Genomic DNA, 15,937 nt, shown 5'->3' on the forward strand with positions numbered 1-15,937 from the left:
AATGGAATAACGTTCTGTCCGTGACCGACGTCTCCGAAGGACCCGCCTGGCGCCAGCGCGCCGTCGAGCGATCCATCCGTGCCGTCAGACAGCGCGCCGAGCAGCGCGTGCAGCGCTTCCTGGACACGGCGCAGGAACTCATCGCCGAGAAGGGAACGACCGACTTCACCGTCCAGGAGATCGTCGACCGTTCGGAACAGTCCCTGCGCAGCTTCTACCAGCACTTCGACGGCAAGCACGAGCTCCTGCTCGCGCTGTTCGAGGACGCGCTCGCCACCTCGGCGGCCCGGATCCGGGAGGCGGCCGCCGCCGAGCCCGAGCCGATCCAGCGCCTCAAGGTCGCGGTGGAGATGCTGTACGAGTCCTCGCGCCCCGATCCGGACGTCCAGCGTCCGCTGTTCAACGACTTCGCGCTGCAACTCCTGGTCAAGCACCCCGCCGAGGTGACGGCCGCGCACGTCCCGCTGCTCACGCTCTTCACCGAGCTCATCGAGGACGCGGCCAAGGAGGGCACGATCTCCTCGGACAGGCCGCGCCGCCTGGCCGCGCTCGTCATGCAGACCACCATGTTCACCGCCCAGGCCAACGGCGCCGCGATCGCCGGCCACACCACGCCCGTCACGGCCGAAGAGGTGTGGCGGTTCTGCATCGGCGGCATCTCCGACCGTCCCGCCAAGTCCCGCCCGGCCCGCAAGAAGTAGGCCCCGGAACATGACGGTGCCGTCCCGCGGGCCCGCGGGACGGCACCGGGCGGACCCCTCAGGCGGCGCCCGTCCGCGCCCTCACCCCCGCGAGCAGGAACGTGACCAGGCGGTCGATGTCGGCGTCGGCGGGAACCTGCGCCTTGAAGAGGTAGAACTGCATGGCGTTGACCGACGCGCCGGCCACGGTCCGCGCGGCGTGCTGCGGGTCCTCGGCTCCCAGCGCGGCCGCGGGGGCGGTGAACAGCTCCGCCAGCGACTCCACGAGCACGACCGAGGCGTGCGGCTCGCCCGGCGACAGTCCGGTGGAGTTGCTCAGCACGGCTCGGGTCTTGCTGGCCAGCCCGGCGTCGGTCGCCTGCTTCATCACGGCCTCGACACCGGCGCGCAGCTGCCCCTCGGGGTCGCCGGCGCCGGCGATCCGGTGCCGGACGTAGCTGACCACGGTGCGCGCGCCCTGGTCGACGATCGCCTCCACCAGCTCGTCCTTGCTGGCGAAGTAGCGGTAGAAGGAGTCGTTGGACAGCCCGGCCGCGGCCACGATGTCGGCGACCCGGGGGCCGCGCCGGCCGTTGCCCTCGACCATCAGCGCCAGCCCGGCGTCCATGAGCGCCCGGACGTCGGACTCCGCGACCTCCTCCACCGCGGCGACCCGGCGGCGGACCGCCCGGTCGGCGAGCGTCCGCCCCGCCCGGCGGCCCTCGGCACCCTTATCGGAAGGCATGCGGCAATCCTCACGCTCGGTAGACGGGCCGGTCGGCCCTCCGCCGCCCGGCCACCCGTTCGTGAAAATGATATTCCCCCGGAGGAGAACGATGCTGACTCGGACCCGCGTGGCCGCCCGGACGGCCGTTCGGCGCCGCCAGAACGGCCGTACGGGCCGCGCTCCTTCCGAACGCGTGCGGGGCTAGCGCTGGTGGCCCATCCGGTCCAGGGCGGCGTCCGCGGCGTCCAGCACCACGCCCGTGGCGGCGCCCGCCGAGCCGGCGAGGTCGGCCACCAGCCGGACGTCCTTCTGGAGCAGCGGCCCGGCGTGGCCGGCCATCGCGTCGAGCGTCGCGCCCGCGGCGGCGACCCTGGTCAGCGCGAAGCTCGCGCCGCTGCCGTGGGAGAGCACCTCGGCGAGCCGGGAGGCCTCGACGCCGAGCCCGCGGCCCAGCTCCAGCAGGCTGGACGCGGTGCCCAGATGGGCCGTGAAGAGCAGGTTGTTCAGCAGCTTGGTGACCTGCCCGGACCCCAGGTCGCCCAGGTGCACCACGGGGTCGCCGTAGCTGGCGAACACCGGGCGGCAGCGCTCGACGACGTCGGCGTCCCCGCCCACCATCACCAGCAGGCGGCCCTCGGAGGCGGCCGGGCCGCCGCCGCTCACCGGCGCGTCGATCAGCGAGACGCCGCGCTCGGCCGCGGTCGCCGCCAGCCGGCGGCACGTGTCGGGGTGGACGGTGCTGTGCACCGCGATCACGCCGCCCTTAGCGAGCCCGGCCAGCACGCCGTTCTCGCCGGTGACGACCTCCTCCACGTCGGCGTCGCCGACGACGCAGAGGCAGACCAGGTCGCTGCCGGCGGCCAGCTCGGCCGGGGAGGCGGCCACCTCCGCGGGCTTGCCGCCGAACGGCTCCAGCGTGGCGGGCCGGCGCGCCCACAGCGTCGTCGGGTGGCCCGCGTCGATGATCCGGTGCGCCATGGGGGCGCCCTGGCTGCCGAGCCCGATGAACCCCACCCGCATCAGAGGACCTCCCCCGGGATCGCGGCGATCGGGGCGGCGAGGGCGGCGGCGCCGCGCGCCTCGGCTTGCTCGGTCATGTTCGCTCCGCTCATGGACGCTCCTTCGGGACTGAATCGTAGTTCATAAGTCTTGAATTGCATTCATCGAAACTGAATCATTGCCTAACAGACTGGGTGTGCGTACGATCTTCTGTGACCTGAGTCGCTCGAGGAGGTGATGGCCCAGGTCGGCGATGCGACCCGCGCCGCGGCCGGACCTCCGGGGACCGGGGACGCCGCCCGGCGGCGCGGCCCCGGTCGACCACCGCCGAACCGGGCCTCCGAGGCCTTCCGCTCCCACCGCCGGAACGGCCTTCCAGACGCGCTTTCACCGACGGCGATCCAATGATCACGCCCCCCGCAGCACACCGGAAGGGTCGCGTACGGAGCGGACCCGAACCGGCCGACGGCCGTCACCCGCTCCGGCGACGCAGGTCGGGCGGCAGACCACACGAGGAAGGACAGTGAACATGGGACGTGTCGAGGGGAAGGTCGCGTTCGTCACGGGAGCGGGGCGCGGCCAGGGCCGCAGCCACGCCGTGCGGCTGGCCGAAGAGGGCGCCGACATCATCGCGGTCGACATCTGCAAGGACTTCGAGACCGTCGGCTACAAGATGTCCGGCCCGGACGACCTGAAGGAGACCGTCCGCCTGGTCGAGGAGCTCGGGCGGCGCATCGTCGCGGTGCAGGCCGACGTGCGCGACGCCGCCCAGCTGCGCGACGCGCTGGAGCGCGGCGTGGCCGAGCTGGGCCGGCTCGACATCGTGGTGGCGCAGGCGGGCATCGCGCCGCTGCGCGGCGAGCCGCCGCTGCAGGCGTGGTCGGACGTCGTCGACGTCAACCTGATCGGGACGATCAACGCGATCCAGGCCGCCATCCCGCACCTGGGCGAGGGCGCCTCGATCATCGCGACCGGCTCGGCCGCGGCGCTGATGAACCACGGCATCGTGCAGACCCCGGGCTCCAACCCCGGCGGCGCCGGGTACGCCTACACCAAGCGCGCGCTGTCGGCCTACGTCCACGAGCTGGCCATCAACCTCGCGCCGCTGAAGATCCGGGCCAACGTCGTGCACCCGACGAACTGCAACACGCCGATGCTGCAGAGCGAGCCGATGTACCGGTCGTTCCGCCCGGACCTGGAGAACCCCACCCGCGAGGACGCCGAGCCCGCCTTCTACGTGCAGCAGGCCATGCCCGTCCCGCACATCGAGCCGCGGGAGGTCAGCGAGACCGTCCTGTACCTGGCCTCGGACGACTCCCGCTTCGTGACCGGAATGCAGATGCGCGTCGACGCCGGCGGCTATCTGAAGTGGCACGACTACCACGTCTGATCCCCAACACCCGAAAGGACATCACGTGAAGGTGCAGGTCGACTCGGAGCGCTGCCAGGGCCACACGCTCTGCGCCATGATCGCCCCCGAGAGCTTCGAGCTCAGCGACATCGACGGCCACTCCTCCCCCGTGCGGGAGGACGTGCCCGCCGACCAGGAGGCCAAGGTCGCCGAGGCCGTCAGCTCGTGCCCCGAACGGGCGATCTCGATCTCCTGAGCGCACGCCGGCGACCTGGGACGTCCACCCCCGGTCCCAGGCTCGGACCGGGCTCGGCGAGCGGCGGCCGGCCGGGCCGGTCACGTCCCACCGGTCGTCGGCGAGGCGGCGTCCTGAGCCGACGCGAGCGCGTTCACCCGGCCGGTGAGGCGGACGCCTGAGGCGAGCGTCACCGGCGGGATCGTCCGTTCCGGCCGATCGCGGGCCCGCCCCCGTGATCGGCCGGAACGGGACCGGAGCCGAGGAGGGCCGCCCGCTTTCGGCGAAGCGGGCGGCCCTTCTCTCGTCGACGGCGGCGGCGCGTCAGCCCACCGCGGCGGCGGCCTTCTCGGCGGGCGCCGCCTCCAGGGCCGGGGGCGCGGCCCGGCGTGCCGGGATGGCCAGGGTGATCGCCGCGGCCAGCAGCGCCCCGCCGCAGCCCATCAGGAGCCCGGTGCGGAAGCCGGCCTCGGACGGCAGGGTGTGGGCGCCCAGCCGCACGGTCATCTGCGCCAGCACGACGCCGACCACCGCGGCCGACACCGACGTGCCGATGGAGCGCATCAGGGTGTTGAAGCTGTTGGCCGAGGCGGTCTCCGACTTGGGCACCGCGCCCATGATCAGGGCGGGCATCGATCCGTAGGCCAGTCCCACGCCGACGCTGCAGATGCAGGTGACGGTCAGCAGTCCCCAGGTGGAGCCCAGCAGGAGCATGGACGAGGCGTACCCGAGCGCGATGACCAGGCTGCCGGTGAACAGCGTGACCTTGGGGCCGCGGGCGGCCGACAGCCGCGCGCCCAGCGGCGAGGTCACCATCATCATGAGGCCGCCCGGGGCCATCCACAGCCCGGTGGCCAGCATCGACTGGCCGAGGCCGAAACCGGTGGCCGCGGGCAGCTGCAGCAGCTGCGGAATGATCAGCGCCTGGCCGTACATGGCGAACCCGACGACGATGGAGGCCGCGTTGGTCAGCAGCACCTGGGGCCGGGCGGTGACCCGCAGGTCGACCAGCGGGTCGCCGGTGCGCAGCTCCCACCAGCCCCAGGCCGGCACGATCACCAGCGCGGCCGCGAGCAGCCCGAGGGTGGTCCCGCTCGTCCAGCCCCAGTCGGCGCCCTTGGAGACCGCCAGCAGCAGGCACACCAGCACGGTGCCCAGGCCGATCGCGCCGGCGACGTCGAACCGGCCCTCGGCGCGGGCGGGCGTGGCCGGCACCAGGCGCCAGATCAGCACCGCCACCAGGACGGCCAGCGCGGTCGAGCCCCAGAACAGCATCCGCCAGTCGGCGTACTCGGCGACGGCCGCGGCGACCGGCAGGCCGAGCGCCCCGCCGATCCCCATCGACGAGCTCATCAGCGCGATGGCCGAGCCGAGCCGCTCGGGCGGCAGCAGGTCGCGCAGCACGCTCACCCCGAGGGGGATCAGGGCCATGCCCACGCCCTGCAGCCCGCGGCCGATGATCATCGGGAGGACCGAGCCGGCCACGGCGCAGATCACCGATCCGGTGATGAGCGGCACCGTGCAGGCCAGCAGCACGCGGCGCTTTCCGTACAGGTCGCCGAGCCGTCCGATCACCGGCATGGCGACCGCCGCGGCCAGGAGCGTGGCCGTCACCACCCAGGAGGTGTTGGAGGCGGTGGAGTGCAGCAGCCGCGGCAGTTCGCCGATCAGCGGCACCACCAGGGTCTGCATGAGCGAGGCGACGATACCGGCCACCGCCAGCACGCCGACGATGCCGCCGGCCCGCTCGGTGGAGGTGGAATCCCCCACGAAATCCCCCTTTTATCGAGGTAAGAGCACAAGACGCCCCAGACTAGATATGCATCATACACACAATATGTGTCATACATATCAACTGTGATAGACCTACTGTTAACGAATGCGGAGCCGGGCACCGGACGCAGGAGATCCGGGAGGGGGCCTGACATGGACGATCCCACGCGACGGGTCGAGTACGAGACCATGCTCATCGGGCGGCACCGCGACATGAGCGTGGTCCGCGCGATCCACGGCGACCGCCATCTGGACCGCAGCGCCTACCTTCTCCTCAGCCGCATCCTGCTCGACGGGCCCATGTCCATCGGCCAGCTCAGCGAGGCGTTCGGCCTGGACGCCTCCACCCTCAACCGGCAGACCTCCGCCATGCTGCGGGCCGGGCTGGTCGAGCGCATCCCCGACCCGGAGGGCGGCATCGCCCGCAAGTTCCGCATCACCGACGAGGGCATGCGCCGGCTGGAGTACGAGCGCAACCAGAACCTCCAGGGCCTGCGGAAGGTCCTGGCCGACTGGACACCGGAGGAGATCTCCGCCTTCGCCGACCAGCTCAGGCGCTTCAACACCGACGTCGAACGCCTCGCCGGGCGCCCCTGGCCCCGTACCTGAGCCCGCCGCCCGGCCCGGAGCCCGGACCGGGACGGCGGGCGCTCGCGGTCAGCCGCCTTCGACGAAGGGGAAGATGCGCGTGAAGTCGGCGCCGGGCTCGGCCTCGGTGAACCTCTCCCACACCGAGGTCGTCACCGACCCGATCGACGCGGGACCGGCCTGCTCGCGAACGGCCTCCAGGTAGAGCCGCACGTCCTTGGTCATGAGCGCGTTGGTGAAGCCGGAGGCGTAGCGGCCGGTGAGCACGTGCTCGGGGAACTTGTCCCGGCTGGCGGCGCTCTGGCCGCTGGCCCCGTTCAGCACCTCCAGCATCGTGCCCATGTCGAGCCCGGCCGCCACGCCGAACGCGATCGCCTCGCTGGTGGCGGCCAGCGCGGTCGCCGACAGGAAGTTGTTGGCCAGCTTCAGCGCCTGGGCGGCCCCGGGCCGGTCGCCGACCCGGTGGCGGCGGTCGCTCAGCCCCGCGAGGACGGGCTCCACCTGCGCGCAGGCGTCGTCGGAGCCCGCGTACATCACCACGAGGGTGCGGGCGCGCGCCCCGGCCGGGCCGCCCGACACCGGCGCGTCGACGTAGCCGACGCCGCCGTCCGCGAGCGTCCTGGCGATGTCCTGCGCGGCGCGCGGCCCGATCGTGGAGGTGTCGACGACCTGCGCGGTGCGCCGCCCGGCCGCCGCGGCGATCTCGCCCGCGACCTGCGCGGAGACGGCGCCGTCCGGCAGGCTGAGCACGACGGCGTCCGCCTTCGCGGCCACCTGCGCCACGCCCGCGGCGGAGACGGCGCCCTCGGGCGTGCGCTCCGGGCCCGCGGCGTCGTAGGCGACCACCTCGAACCCCGCGCCGACCAGGTTCGCCGCCAGCGCGCCGCCCATGTTGCCCAGGCCCACGAAGCCGACCACCGTCATCGCCGGGCCTCCTCGCGCGCCTCGCGCACGGCCTTGATCGTCCGCTTGGCCGAGACCCCGGCGGGCGCCCCGGCGTAGGCGGCGATCTGGAACAGCAGCTCGTCGACCTCCGCGTCGGTGACGCCGGCCCGGTGGGAGCTGCTCGCGTGCAGGCGGAACTCCTCCATCCGTCCCAGCGCCGCCGTCATCGCCATCACCAGCAGGCTCCGGTCGCGCGGGGTGAGCGGCCCGCCCCGGGCCCACGCGCCCCAGGCCATCGCGGTGATGAAGTCCTGGAAATCGCGGCCGGCCTGGTCGGGGTCGGCGGTCACGCCGTCGACGTAGGCGTCGCCGAGCACCGCACGGCGCATCTCGCGCGCGGCGCGCAACGGGTCGGTCTCTTCCATGGGGTCTCCCGGGGCTCAGTGGAGGGACAGGCTGACGGACTTGATCTGGGCGTACTCGTGGAGGGCCTCGACGCCCTTCTCCCGCCCGTAGCCGCTCGACTTGAACCCGCCGAACGGCGTCTCGATGCCGAGGGCTCCCCCGTTCACCGCCACCTGGCCCGCGTCGATCCGCTCGGCCAGGCGCAGGCCGCGGCTCGCGTCCCCGCTCCAGACGGCGGCCACCAGGCCGTACTCGGTGTCGTTGGCGAGGGCGAGCGCCTCGTCCTCATCGGTGAACGGCATCGTGACCAGGACGGGCCCGAAGACCTCCTCGCGCGCGATCCGCGCGCCGGGCGACACCCCGGCGTAGACGGTCGGGCGCACGTACTGCCCCTGCGCGGCGGGCCCGCTGTCGTAGGCGGCGCCGCCGGTCGCGGGCTCCAGGCCCGCGGACCGGGCCTCGGCGAAGTGGTCCAGCACCTTGCGGTACTGCGCCTCGGTGATGATCGGCCCGAAGTCGACGCCCGGTTCGAGCCGCTCGACCGCCTCCACCACGGCCGCGACCACCTGGTCGTGCACCGGGGCCTCGACCAGCAGCCGGGTGGTGGCCGAGCACACCTGGCCGGCGTTCATCGCCACCGCCTGGACGGCCGCGGCGACCGCCCGGTCGAGCCGCGCGTCGGCGAACACCACGATCGGCGACTTGCCGCCGAGTTCGAGGGTGAGGGGCACGAGCCGGCCGGCCGCGATCCCGGCCAGGTGGCGCCCGGTGGGGACCGAGCCGGTGAACGCGATGCGCCGGACCCCCGGATGGGCCGCCAGCGGCGTGCCGACGTCGGGACCGGTGCCCGTCACCACGTTCAGCAGGCCGTCGGGAAGGCCCGCCTCGCGGGTCAGCCGCGCCAGGTGCAGCGTCGAGACGGAGGTCAGCTCGGAGGGCTTGGCCACCACGGCGTTGCCCGCGGCGAGCGCGGGGGCCAGGGCGCGGCACGCCTGGTTCAGCGGCAGGTTCCAGGGGGTGATCGCGGCGACGACGCCGTACGGCTCGAGCCGGGTGTAGGTGTGGTGGCCGGCGCCCTGGTCGATCACGCGCCCGTGGTGGGCGCGCAGGACGCCCGCGTAGTAGCGGAAATAGGCGGCCGACATGTCGGCCTCCACGCGGAGCTGCGCCGGGACCTTCCCCGTGCACGCCCGCTCCGCCTCCATCAGCTCGGCGGCTCCGGACTCGATCGCGTCGGCCACCCGGTGGAGCGTTTCGGACCGTTCCGCACCGGAACGCCGCGCCCAGTCCGGCTGGGCCGACGCCGCGGCCGCGACGGCGGCGTCGACGTCGGCCGCGGAGCCCGCGGCGATCTCGTCGCCGGGCCGCCGGGTCGCCGGATCCAGTGTGGGCAGGTACCCGCCGGTCGCGGGCTCGACCGCCTTGCCGCCGATCCAGTGCTCATGGCGAACCGGCATCGACACTCCCTCTCACGGATGAGAATAAGCTTCTCACTATTGCAATCCGGACTCTAATGGACCGGAAACCGCTCGGGAAGTCCCGGGGTGCCGGGAGGGCGGTCAGACGGGCCGCCGGCCCTCCTGGTCGCGCGGCACCGACTCGCCCTCGAGCCGCCCGAGCCAGCGCTCGACGAACGCCTCGGTCTCCTCGTGCCCCTCGGCGAGACCGAGCGCGTCCTCCATGACCAGCACCCGGGACAGGCTCGTCATGACCACCATGAGGACCAGGGGCGGGAACTCGCGGGTGTCGATCCCGTAGCGCCCCAGCACCTCCGACAGCCCCTCGACCTGCTCGCGGCGGAACTGCTCGGCGTACCGCGCCATCTGGGCCCGCAGTTCCTTGCGGTGGTTGGCGAGGGCGGCGAACTCCATCGTGAACGCCGTGCCCGCCGAATCGGTGCTGTACTCCCACAGCGCCCGCAGCGGCTGGGAGGAGGCCAGGGCCTGCGCCTGCCGCCGCAGCCCCTCCTCCGCGCGGCGCCGGAACATCTCCAGGAACAGCTCGTCCATCGTCCGGAAGTAGTAGTGGACGAGCTGGGGCTTCAGGCCGGCCTTCTCGGCGACGCGCCGCGAGCTGACCGCGGCGTACCCCTCCTCCAGCATCAGCCGCTCCGCCGCGTCCAGCAGAACCGTCCGGTTCTTGGCCTCGGGTGACCCGATTCTCCGCGGCGATGCCATGTCCGTCCCACTCCCAGTTCTCCGGCTCCCACCAGCGGGAACTCCCGAACATGGTAGCGACGCCGGCACCTGCCCATTGCGGCGCCATCGGTACCGTGAGAAGTTATTTCTCAGTGCGAAAGAGCACAGTTCTCGTCAGCTCTCGAGCCGGGGTCGCGTGAAGCGGACCCCTCTCGGCCGCACGGGACGGCCCGAGGAGGTCGCCGCCGTGCACGACCGGACCGGCTGAGCGCCGCGGCAGTGTGACCTTGACCTCACCTGGCCTGCATGTTAAGTAAATACTCACTAATGCTTGTCGACTGTTCAGCATCGCCGGGAAGAGGAGCCACCCGATGCCAGGACCGGGACCGGTGGGCCGGTGAGTGAGGGCGTGCAGGCGGCCGCGGCTCGTTATGTCGGGACGCGTGTGCCGCGGGTGGAGGATCCGCGGTTGCTGACCGGTCATGGCACGTATGTGGACGATGTGGTGCGGCCGGGGATGTTGCACGCGTGTTTTGTGCGCAGTCCGCTGGCGCGTGGCCGGATCACCGGTGTGGATGCCTCTGAGGCGTTGGCGCTGGAGGGTGTGCATGCGGTGTTCACGGCGGAGGATCTCCATCCGGGTGTGCACGAGGCGTGGTACACGCTGATCGGCAAGGACGTTCCGGACACGCCGCGGCCTCCGATGGCCGAGGGTGAGGTGCGTTTCGTCGGCGATCCGGTGGCGCTGGTGGTGGCCGATGACCGGTATCTGGCCGAGGACGCGGCGGAGCTGGTGGTGGTCGACTACGACCCGCTGACTCCGGTCGTCGACTACGTCACCGCGCAGGATTCCGAGGAACTGGTGCACGAGGGCTACCCGCGCAACGTCGCGGGCCGGCGCACCGGGACTCCCCCCAAGCAACTCGCACCCGTCTTCGACGAGGCCGCGCTGGTGGTACGCGAGACCCTGTACCAGCAGGCCCACGCCGCTGTGCCCATCGAGACGCGCGGGATGGTGGCGGAGTGGTCGGCCACCGAGCGCGAGCTGACGATCTGGACGGCGACTCAGTCGCCGCACGAGGTGCGCCTGTTCTGCTCCCGGCTGCTGGGGCTGCCCGAGCACCGGGTGCGGGTGGTGATGCGCGACACCGGCGGCGGTTTCGGCCAGAAGGTCATGCCACTGCGCGAGGACATGTGCGTCATGCTCGCGGCGTTGAAGGTGCCGGGTCCGTTGAAGTGGATCGAGGACCGGCGGGAGAACCTGATGTCGGCCGGCAAGGCCCGGCACGAGCACGCCGACGCGCGGATCGCCTTCGACTCCGAGGGCGCGATCCTGGCCGCGACGATCGACTACGTCCAGGACGTGGGCGCCTACCCGGTGCCGTACCCCGTCGGAACGGCCACCGTCGTGGGCATGCTCTTCCCCGGCCCCTACCGGGTCCCGCGGAGCGGGTTCTCCGCCACGTCGGTGTTCTCCAACACCGCCGGCCGCACGGCCTACCGGGGCCCCTGGCAGTTCGAGTCGGTGACGCGCGAGGTGCTCCTGGACATCGCCGCGCGCCGGATGGGCATCGACCCGGCCGAACTGCGGCGCCGGAACCTGCTGCGCCGCGACGAGCTTCCCTTCACCAATCCGAACGGGATGCCGTACAGCGATATCACGCCGTCGGAGACGTTCGAGCAGGCGTTGAAGATGCTGGATTACGAGGCGTTCCGGCGTGAGCAGGAGCTGGCGCGGGCGCAGGGCCGGTATCTGGGTGTCGGTACGTGCACGTATGTGGAGCCGACGACCAGTGCGATGGGGTTGCACGCGACCGAGGGCGCGACGATCCGGATCGAGCCCTCGGGCAAGGTGAACGTCTACGTCTCGGGCGGCTCCAGCGGGAACAGCATCGAGACGACGGTGGTGCAGCTGACCGCCGACGCGCTGGGGGTGGACATCGCCGATGTGCACACCATCCAGGGGGACACGGCGGTGACGCCGTTCGGTGGCGGTACGGCGGGGAGCCGGTCGGGGTCGATGACGGCGGGGGCGGTGGCCGAGACCGCCTCGGTGCTGCGGGAGCGGATCGTGGCGATCGCCGCGCACCGCCTGGAGGCCGCGGCCTCCGACATCGAGTTGTCGGGCGGGCGGGCGTCGGTGCGCGGTGTGCCCGGGTCGGGGGTGTCGCTGGCGGAGATCTCCAACCTGGCCTACTTCCAGCCCGAGGCGTTGCCGGCGGGGGTTCCGGCGGGGTTGGAGGCCAGTGGCCGCTACAAGCCCGAGCATCCGATCATCTGGGCCAATGCCACGCATCTGTGCACGTGCGAGGTGGACGTGGTGACCGGTGAGGTGCGGTTGCTGCGGTTCATCGTGAGCGAGGACTGCGGTCCGATGATCAATCCGAGTGTGGTGGAGGGGCAGATCGCGGGCGGGACGGTGCAGGGGATCGGCGGGGCGCTGTACGAGCATCTGGCCTATGACGGCGAGGGCAACCCGATCGCGACGACGTTCATGGACTATCTGCTGCCCACGGCGTTGGAGGTGCCCGATATCGAGTACGGGCACATCGAGACCGACTCGCCGGGTCCGGGCGGGTACAAGGGCGCGGGTGAGGGCGGTGCGATCGGGGCGCCGCCGGCGGTGATCAACGCGGTCGCCGACGCGCTGGCCCCGTTCGGCGCGGAGATCACCCGGCTGCCGATCACCCCGGAGTCGATCGTGGAGATCGTCCGCCGCGGCACCGGCAGCGGGGCGGAGGCCAAATGAAACCGGCGGCTTTCGAGTACCACGCCCCCGCGAGCGTGCAGGAGGCGGTGGGGTTGCTGGCGGAGCTGGGCGAGGACGCCAAGGCCATCGCCGGCGGCCAGAGCCTGGTCCCCATGCTCGCCCTGCGGCTGGCGGTACTGGATCACCTGGTGGATCTGCGCCGGTTGGAGGAGTTGCGCGGGATCGAGCAACGCGATGGCGGGGTGTGGATCGGCGCGGGCACCACCCAGGCGACGATCCAGCGGTCGGCCGAAGTGGGCCGCGGGGTGCCGTTGCTGGCGCGGGCCACGCCGCTGATCGGGCATTTCCAGATCCGCAACCGCGGCACCCTGGGCGGCTCGATCGCGCACGCCGACGCCGCCGCCGAGTACCCCGCCGTCGCGCTGGCCCTGGACGCCCGGCTGGAGGCGACCTCACCGCGCGGCGCGCGCACCATCGCCGCCCGCGACTTCTTCCAGGGCATGTGGAGCACCGCACTGCAGGCCGATGAACTGCTGACGGGCGTGCTCTTCCCCCAGTGGGGGCCGCGCAGCGGGTTCGCGATCGAGGAGTTCGCCCGCCGCGGCGGCGACTTCGCCATCGCCGGCGCCGCCGTCGCCGTCCAGCTCGACACCGACGACCGGATCGCCCGCTGCGGCATCGGCCTGTTCGGGCTCGGGCAGGCCGCACTGCGCGCCACCACCACCGAAACGCAACTGACCGGCTCCGCCGCCGACGTCCCGGCGGGGGACGTCGGCGACAGCGCCATGGCGGAGTTGGACTCGGTTCCTTCCGATCTGCACGGGTCCGCCGATTACCGCAAACACGTCGGCGCGGCCATGGTGGCGCGCGCCTGGGAACGGGCCGTCCAGGAGGCCGGAGTGCAGGAGGCGAGCAATGCCTGAGGTCGAGATCGGGATGCGGGTCAATGGCCGGTCGCGGCGGGCGAGCGTGCCGGCCCGGCTCACCCTGGCCGACTACCTGCGCGAGCACTGCGGCCTGACCGGCACCCACCTGGGCTGCGAACACGGCGTCTGCGGCGCCTGCTCGGTCCTCATGGACGGCGAGGCCGTCCGCGCCTGCCTCGTCTTCGCCGTCCAGGCCGACGGCGCCGACATCACCACCATCGAAGGCATCGCCTCCCCCGACGGCACCCTGTCCCCCCTCCAGGACGCCTTCCGCGAACACCACGGCCTGCAATGCGGCTTCTGCACCCCCGGATTCATCGTCTCGGCCACCGCGTTCCTGCGCGAACACCCCGACCCCACCGACGACCAGATCCGCGAGGGCCTGTCAGGCAACCTGTGCCGCTGCACCGGCTACCAGGGAATCATCAACGCCGTCCGCGCCGCCGCACGCACCAACGCCGACAGCAACCGCTTGGAATGAGGTAACGATGGCTGGACGAGTCGAAGGCAAGGTGGCCTTCATCACCGGTGCGGCGCGCGGCCAAGGACGTGCTCACGCCGTGCGCCTGGCCCAGGAGGGCGCCGACATCATCGCGGTCGACATCTGCGAGCAGGTCGACACCGTTCAGATCCCGATGTCCACCCCCGAAGACCTCGACGAGACCGTCGCCCAGGTCAAGGCACTGGGCCGGCGCATCATCGCCTCCAAGGCCGACGTGCGCGACCTCGACGCGCTGAAGGCCGCCGTCGACGAAGGGGTCACGCAGCTGGGCCGCCTGGACATCGCCATCGCCAACGCCGGCCTCGCCGCCCCGGGCGCCCAGATCGAGCGCATGAACCCCAAGCTCTGGAAGGACTCCATCGACGTCAACCTCACCGGGGTCTACCACACCGCCCAAGCCTCGATCCCGCACATCGTCGAGGGCGGCCGCGGCGGCTCGATCGTCATCACCAGTTCGGTCGGCGGCCTCAAGGCCCACCCCCACGTCGGCAACTACGTCTCCGCCAAGCACGGCGTCGTCGGCCTCATGCGCACCCTGGCCGTGGAGCTCGCCCAGCACAGCATCCGCGTCAACTCCCTGCACCCCACCCAGGTGAACACGCCGATGCTGATCAACGACATGACCTTTCGCATGTTCCGCCCCGACCTGGAAAACCCGACCGCGGAGGACATGGCGCCGGTCTCCCAGATGATGAACGCGCTCCCGGTCCCCTGGGTGGAGGCGGAGGACATCGCCAACGCCGCCCTCTTCCTGGTCTCGGACGAGGCCCGTTACATCACCGGCGTCACCCTGCCCGTCGACGCCGGGGCCATGCTGAAGTAGCGGGCCCTCGCGCCGGTCAGCGGCCGGGACGGTTCCTGGGGAGTCCGAGCTCGCGTTCGGCGATGATGTCGCGCAGGATCTCGCTCGTCCCGCCGTAGACCGTGGTCACCACGGCCGCGCGGAAGTCGTGCTCGAACATGCCGCCGGCCGGCGCGTCCGCGGCCTCCGGGGCCAGCACGCCCTCGGCGCCCAGGATGTCGAGGGCGTCGCTGTAGTGCCGTTGCGCCATCTCGCTCCAGAAGAGCTTGCGCATGGACCCTTCGGTGCCCGGGACGCCCCCCTTGGAGGCCCGCCAGTTCATCCACTGGCCCAGCAGCCGCGAGACCTCCTCGTCGACGGCCATCCGGCCGATCCGCTCGGCGGCGAGGGGGTCGTCGAGGACGGCGGTCCCGTCGGGGCGGCGCGCCTCGCGGGCCCAGGCGGTGAGGTCCTCCGAGAGCGTCTGGTCGACGGAGGCGGGACCGGCCACGCCCCGCTCGTACACCAGGGCGACCCGCATGACGTTCCAGCCCTCGTCGACCCCGCCGATGCGGGCCGAGTCGGGGATGCGGACGTCGGTGTAGAAGGTGGCGTTGGTGACCTGGCCGCCCAGGGTGTGGATCGGCTGGAGCTCGAAGCCGGGGGCGTCCGTCGGCACCAGGAACAGCGTCAGGCCCTTGTGCTTGGGCACGTCGTGGTTCGTCCGCGCGAGGACGAAGACGTGGCTGCACACCTGCGCGGTGCTGGTGAACATCTTCTGGCCGTTGACGACCCACTCGTCGCCGTCCCGGACGGCGGTCGTCTTGGCCGCGGCCACGTCCGAGCCGGAGTCGGGCTCGCTGTAGCCGAGCGCGATCAGCATGTCGCCGCGCAGCGCGGCGGGCAGGCACTGGCGCTTCTGCTCGTCGGTGCCGACGTGCTCGATCGTGTGGGTCACCATGGTCGTGGTCGACCAGCCGTCGAAGTGCAGGCCCAGCTGGGCGCACTCGTCGAAGACGGTCCGGGCGAAGTCGGGGTCGACGTCGCTGCCGCCGTACTCCTCGGGCCAGCCGGCGGCGAGGATGCCGTCGCGCGCGAGCAGCGCGTGCAGCTCGTTGGTCTGGTGGCAGCCGGTGCGGCGCTGCTCCTCGACCCACTCCGGCTTCACGTTGGCCTCGACCCAGGCGCGCGCCGCGTCGCGGTGCGCGGCCAGCTCGTCGGAATCCCAGAAATCCAT

At 72.2% G+C, this 15,937-nt stretch carries 16 protein-coding genes; 8 read left to right on the forward strand and 8 right to left on the reverse strand.

The window, feature by feature from the left end; genetic code table 11:
- Positions 1 to 20: 20 nt before the first annotated feature.
- Positions 21 to 701: a TetR/AcrR family transcriptional regulator gene (locus ACZ466_RS53495; protein WP_378293086.1), complete on the forward strand. Its 681-nt coding sequence runs from the start codon at positions 21 to 23 to the stop codon at positions 699 to 701.
- Positions 702 to 759: 58 nt separating this feature from the next.
- Here ACZ466_RS53495 and ACZ466_RS53500 read toward each other — a convergent pair whose 3' ends face one another.
- Positions 760 to 1,425 carry a TetR/AcrR family transcriptional regulator gene (locus tag ACZ466_RS53500; protein ID WP_378293084.1) on the reverse strand — a complete coding sequence of 222 codons (666 nt, stop codon included), beginning with the start codon at positions 1,423 to 1,425 and terminating at the stop codon, positions 760 to 762.
- A gap of 183 nt (positions 1,426 to 1,608) precedes the next feature.
- Positions 1,609 to 2,427: an NAD(P)-dependent oxidoreductase gene (locus tag ACZ466_RS53505; RefSeq protein WP_378293082.1), complete on the reverse strand. Its 819-nt coding sequence runs from the start codon at positions 2,425 to 2,427 to the stop codon at positions 1,609 to 1,611.
- 508 nt (positions 2,428 to 2,935) lie between these two features.
- Between ACZ466_RS53505 and ACZ466_RS53510 the strand changes: the two genes are divergently transcribed.
- Both ACZ466_RS53510 and ACZ466_RS53515 read left to right on the forward strand, forming a co-directional pair.
- Entirely contained in the window at positions 2,936 to 3,796 is an 861-nt protein-coding gene (locus ACZ466_RS53510; RefSeq protein ID WP_378293080.1) for a mycofactocin-coupled SDR family oxidoreductase, read from the forward strand.
- Between the two features lie 25 nt (positions 3,797 to 3,821).
- Positions 3,822 to 4,013: a ferredoxin gene (locus ACZ466_RS53515; protein WP_378293078.1), complete on the forward strand. Its 192-nt coding sequence runs from the start codon at positions 3,822 to 3,824 to the stop codon at positions 4,011 to 4,013.
- Between the two features lie 303 nt (positions 4,014 to 4,316).
- Here ACZ466_RS53515 and ACZ466_RS53520 read toward each other — a convergent pair whose 3' ends face one another.
- Positions 4,317 to 5,762: an MFS transporter gene (locus ACZ466_RS53520; protein ID WP_378293076.1), complete on the reverse strand. Its 1,446-nt coding sequence runs from the start codon at positions 5,760 to 5,762 to the stop codon at positions 4,317 to 4,319.
- Positions 5,763 to 5,918: 156 nt separating this feature from the next.
- Between ACZ466_RS53520 and ACZ466_RS53525 the strand changes: the two genes are divergently transcribed.
- Complete coding sequence (locus ACZ466_RS53525; RefSeq protein WP_378293074.1) at positions 5,919 to 6,374, forward strand: MarR family winged helix-turn-helix transcriptional regulator; 456 nt, start codon at positions 5,919 to 5,921, stop codon at positions 6,372 to 6,374.
- A 48-nt stretch (positions 6,375 to 6,422) separates the two neighbouring features.
- On the opposite strand, the gene ACZ466_RS53530 is transcribed toward ACZ466_RS53525, so the two are convergent.
- The 4 genes from ACZ466_RS53530 to ACZ466_RS53545 all read right to left on the reverse strand — a co-directional run bounded on the left by ACZ466_RS53530 (position 6,423) and on the right by ACZ466_RS53545 (position 9,820).
- The gene (locus tag ACZ466_RS53530) at positions 6,423 to 7,277 is read right to left on the reverse strand and encodes an NAD(P)-dependent oxidoreductase (protein ID WP_378293072.1); all 855 of its coding nucleotides are present in this window, start codon (positions 7,275 to 7,277) and stop codon (positions 6,423 to 6,425) included.
- Complete coding sequence (locus ACZ466_RS53535; RefSeq protein ID WP_378293070.1) at positions 7,274 to 7,663, reverse strand: carboxymuconolactone decarboxylase family protein; 390 nt, start codon at positions 7,661 to 7,663, stop codon at positions 7,274 to 7,276. The genes ACZ466_RS53530 and ACZ466_RS53535 overlap by 4 nt, the downstream gene beginning before the upstream one ends.
- Before the next feature lie 15 nt (positions 7,664 to 7,678).
- Positions 7,679 to 9,100, reverse strand: a complete 1,422-nt coding sequence (locus ACZ466_RS53540) for an aldehyde dehydrogenase family protein (RefSeq protein WP_378293068.1) — start codon at positions 9,098 to 9,100, stop codon at positions 7,679 to 7,681.
- Between the two features lie 102 nt (positions 9,101 to 9,202).
- Positions 9,203 to 9,820, reverse strand: coding sequence for a TetR/AcrR family transcriptional regulator (locus tag ACZ466_RS53545; protein WP_378293066.1), 618 nt, complete (start codon positions 9,818 to 9,820; stop codon positions 9,203 to 9,205).
- A gap of 415 nt (positions 9,821 to 10,235) precedes the next feature.
- Between ACZ466_RS53545 and ACZ466_RS53550 the strand changes: the two genes are divergently transcribed.
- Genes ACZ466_RS53550 through ACZ466_RS53565 form a run of 4 tightly spaced genes read left to right on the forward strand, consistent with a single transcriptional unit; the run spans position 10,236 to position 14,742 of the window.
- A complete protein-coding gene (locus tag ACZ466_RS53550; protein ID WP_464044069.1) occupies positions 10,236 to 12,530 on the forward strand; it encodes a xanthine dehydrogenase family protein molybdopterin-binding subunit in 2,295 nt (764 codons plus the stop codon).
- Entirely contained in the window at positions 12,527 to 13,414 is an 888-nt protein-coding gene (locus ACZ466_RS53555; RefSeq protein WP_464042389.1) for an FAD binding domain-containing protein, read from the forward strand. Before ACZ466_RS53550 ends, ACZ466_RS53555 begins: the two co-directional genes overlap by 4 nt.
- Complete coding sequence (locus tag ACZ466_RS53560) at positions 13,407 to 13,898, forward strand: (2Fe-2S)-binding protein (RefSeq protein WP_464042391.1); 492 nt, start codon at positions 13,407 to 13,409, stop codon at positions 13,896 to 13,898. The genes ACZ466_RS53555 and ACZ466_RS53560 overlap by 8 nt, the downstream gene beginning before the upstream one ends.
- Positions 13,899 to 13,905: 7 nt before the next feature.
- Positions 13,906 to 14,742, forward strand: a complete 837-nt coding sequence (locus ACZ466_RS53565) for a mycofactocin-coupled SDR family oxidoreductase (RefSeq protein WP_378293497.1) — start codon at positions 13,906 to 13,908, stop codon at positions 14,740 to 14,742.
- A gap of 16 nt (positions 14,743 to 14,758) precedes the next feature.
- Here ACZ466_RS53565 and ACZ466_RS53570 read toward each other — a convergent pair whose 3' ends face one another.
- Positions 14,759 to 15,937 carry an acyl-CoA dehydrogenase family protein gene (locus ACZ466_RS53570; RefSeq protein ID WP_378293495.1) on the reverse strand — a complete coding sequence of 393 codons (1,179 nt, stop codon included), beginning with the start codon at positions 15,935 to 15,937 and terminating at the stop codon, positions 14,759 to 14,761.

Source organism: Actinomadura rugatobispora (assembly GCF_055379765.1).